The following is an 878-nucleotide window of genomic DNA, read 5'->3' on the forward strand; positions in this document are numbered from 1 at the left end:
TCAAGGCCGCCCTCGAATGGGTGCCCGCCAGCGCCCACCCGATGGACGTGATGCGCACCGGCGTGTCCGTGCTCGGCACCGTGCTGCCGGAAAAGGACGACCACAACACCCCCGGCGCGCGCGACATCGCCGACCGCCTGATGGCCAGCCTGGGCTCCATGCTGCTGTACTGGTACCACTACAGCCATAACGGCCGGCGCATCGAAGTCGAGACCGACGACGACACCATCGGCGCGCACTTCCTGCACCTGCTGCACGGCCAGAAGCCGTCCGCGCTGTGGGAGCGCGCCATGCAGACCTCGCTCAACCTGTACGCCGAGCACGAGTTCAACGCCTCCACCTTCGCCGGCCGCGTGATCGCCGGCACGGGCTCGGACATGTACTCGTCGATCTGCGGCGCCATCGGCGCGCTGCGCGGCCCCAAGCACGGCGGCGCCAACGAAGTGGCGTTCGAGATCCAGAAGCGCTACGACAGCCCGGACGAGGCGCATATCGACATCTCGCGCCGCGTGGAGAACAAGGAAGTGGTGATCGGCTTCGGCCACCCGGTGTACACCACCGGCGACCCGCGCAACCAGGTGATCAAGGAAGTGGCGCGGCGCCTGTCCAAGGATGCCGGCTCGATGAAGATGTTCGACATCGCCGAGCGCCTGGAAACCACCATGTGGGACGCCAAGAAGATGTTCCCCAACCTGGACTGGTTCAGCGCGGTGAGCTATCACATGATGGGCGTGCCCACCGCCATGTTCACCCCGCTGTTCGTGATCGCGCGCACCTCGGGCTGGGCTGCGCATATCATCGAGCAACGCATCGACAACAAGATCATCCGCCCCAGCGCCAACTACACCGGGCCGGAAAACCTCAAGTTCGTGCCGATC

Annotated in this window: 1 protein-coding gene; it reads left to right on the top strand. The window is 65.8% G+C overall.

Features of this window, described 5'->3' with window-relative positions:
- The coding region (gene prpC, locus AC1RQK_RS40460; RefSeq protein ID WP_492815277.1) for a bifunctional 2-methylcitrate synthase/citrate synthase at positions 1-878 on the top strand (878 nt) is incomplete at both ends.

Source organism: Cupriavidus sp. GW822-FHT02D05, from assembly GCF_058802485.1.